The following is a 2044-nucleotide window of genomic DNA, read 5'->3' as shown; positions in this document are numbered from 1 at the left end:
CCCTTTAGGGAATTTATGTGGTACAGATAGGCAATTAATGAGTTTTCTTATAAGCACTAATTACAAAAAGAGTAATTTTTTAATCTGTGAATCTGTCTTCGACAGACGTAGTCTTTACTTTTTGTATGTCTTCGACAGACGAAGTCTGTGGCAAATTTGATTACCCACTCAAATCAACATAGAACCTTATTTATTCTGATTACTAAATCCTGTTTCTGGATTTTTTTCTCCAAATTTTTCGATTAACACTGACATTATTTCTTTTTTGCTTTTTCCTTTTTTTATTAAATCTTTAATAACGAGATATGCTTTGAAAAGTGACGACTGTGCTATTTCTGACGAAAAATGACCTATTCCTTGATTCCATATAAATAAAGAGAATAATTCATCGAGTTGCTCAATTGTTACTCCAAGATAATATGCTTTAATAAGTTCTCTTGTTGCTTGTTTAATTCGTCCTGAACCAACAGCATTTGACAATGACAGTAAAAATTTTGTTTTTAGTTCTATCGCAGGTTCATCTTTATTCCATATATTATCCCAAAAATTAACCGTAAGGTCTGCAATTGTTTTATCAATATCTGCATATCTTGGAATAACAATTGGTTTTAAAGGTATTTCTATATCATCTGCATCAATTATCTCTATGCGATAAAAATAAGAATTATAGATTCCGTCATCTAATGCTTCAGTGTGGTACTCAAAGCCTAAATTTTTCATTGTTGAATACAAAGGAATTGGCTCAAAATTTTGGACAACCTTTATTCCTTTACCTTTAGGAATATTTTTAGCTTTTTTTAAAATTGCTAAAAGAAAATTACCTTTTAAAGTTCTTACATCAAATTCTATAAAATCTTTTTTCTTGTTTAACCACTCTTTATTCATAATTTTTAGTTTTTATTATTCTAATATTATTTGTTTATTTTAATCTACTAATTTTGTACAATGGTGCGTTATTCTTTATTTTCAATTATATACACAGTTCCTTTACCTTTTCCAACACTCTTTATTGCCTGTTCTTTTTTCATGTATTGTAAATCCTTTTTAATCGTATTGATATTAATACTCTCAAATCTTTTTGCTAAATCAGATATTTTCAGAGGTTGATTTTCTTGTAAATATTCCTTTATTTCCTTTTGTCTTTCATTCAAATATCCACCTTTTGATTTAAACACATCATATTTTGCGTCAAGTCTTTGAGTCAGCACACTCAATTTATGGAGAAAATATAATATCCATTTTGATATGTTTTCATTTTGTTCATTTCTGTTTTTTTGACCTTCCATTAACGCTTGGTAGTATTCTTTCATTGTTTTTTCAATCAAGTTCTCAAAGGATACATACTTAATAAATAAATAATCTTTTTGCAGTAAGAGCATAGTGGTCAATAATCTTGATAATCTTCCATTTCCATCTTGGAATGGGTGAATTGACAAGAATTCATAAACAAGATTTGCAACAATAATTAAAGGATGAATTTCTTTATTTTCAAATTGACCATTAGTCCAACTAATCAAATCGTTCATTTCATTATCAACCAAATGAACTTCTGTTGTATTAAAAATAACTTTTTGTATTCCGCCTGGATAATTTGCTACCACTTTGTTTGAAAGAGATTTGTATTGTCCACGATGTCTTGTGTCTTTATCGCTATGTCGTAATAAATTCTGATGTAATTGTTTTATATAGTTTTCTGATAATCTTATATTGTCATAGTTTTCATAAATAATCTCTAATGTGTCATAATAACCGACAACTTCCTGTTCGTCTCTTGTTTTTAATTTAGTTATTTTTATGTCATTCAAAAGTTCTTCTATTTCTTTGTTTGTAAGAGTTCCACCTTCTATTCTTGTTGAAGAACCAATGCTTTCAATTGTTGCAATCTTTCGTAGTTCATTTAGGTATATATTTTCTTGTTTTTCAATACTGTTCCATTTGCCTTTGTATAAATCAATTTGAGAAATCAGATTTAATATTTTCTGATTTGTTTGAAAATCAAAGTTCAATTTATTTATATATTTATCCATTACTTACCTATATTATA

The 2044-nt window shown here is 27.7% G+C and carries 2 protein-coding genes; both read right to left on the bottom strand.

Annotated features, from left to right (window positions below):
• Nucleotides 1–186 precede the first annotated feature (186 nt).
• On the bottom strand, nt 187–885 hold the full coding sequence (locus tag U9R42_11800; GenBank protein MEA3496706.1) for a hypothetical protein: 699 nt from the start codon (nt 883–885) through the stop codon (nt 187–189).
• A 68-nt stretch (nt 886–953) separates the two neighbouring features.
• Nucleotides 954–2027 carry a Fic family protein gene (locus U9R42_11795; protein ID MEA3496705.1) on the bottom strand — a complete coding sequence of 358 codons (1074 nt, stop codon included), beginning with the start codon at nt 2025–2027 and terminating at the stop codon, nt 954–956.
• Between the last annotated feature and the right edge of the window lie 17 nt (nt 2028–2044).

Source organism: Bacteroidota bacterium (assembly GCA_034723125.1).
Classification (GTDB): Bacteria; Bacteroidota; Bacteroidia; order CAILMK01; family JAAYUY01; genus JAYEOP01.
Note: the sequence above shows the minus strand (reverse complement) of the source record. Positions and strands in the feature narration are given on the sequence as shown.

What these genes read in the sequence shown, in the direction of transcription:
- U9R42_11800 (MEA3496706.1), bottom strand. Translation starts at nt 885, where the DNA reads ATGAATAAAGAGTGGTTAAACAAGAAAAAAGATTTTATAGAATTTGAT.
- U9R42_11795 (MEA3496705.1), bottom strand. Translation starts at nt 2,027, where the DNA reads ATGGATAAATATATAAATAAATTGAACTTTGATTTTCAAACAAATCAG.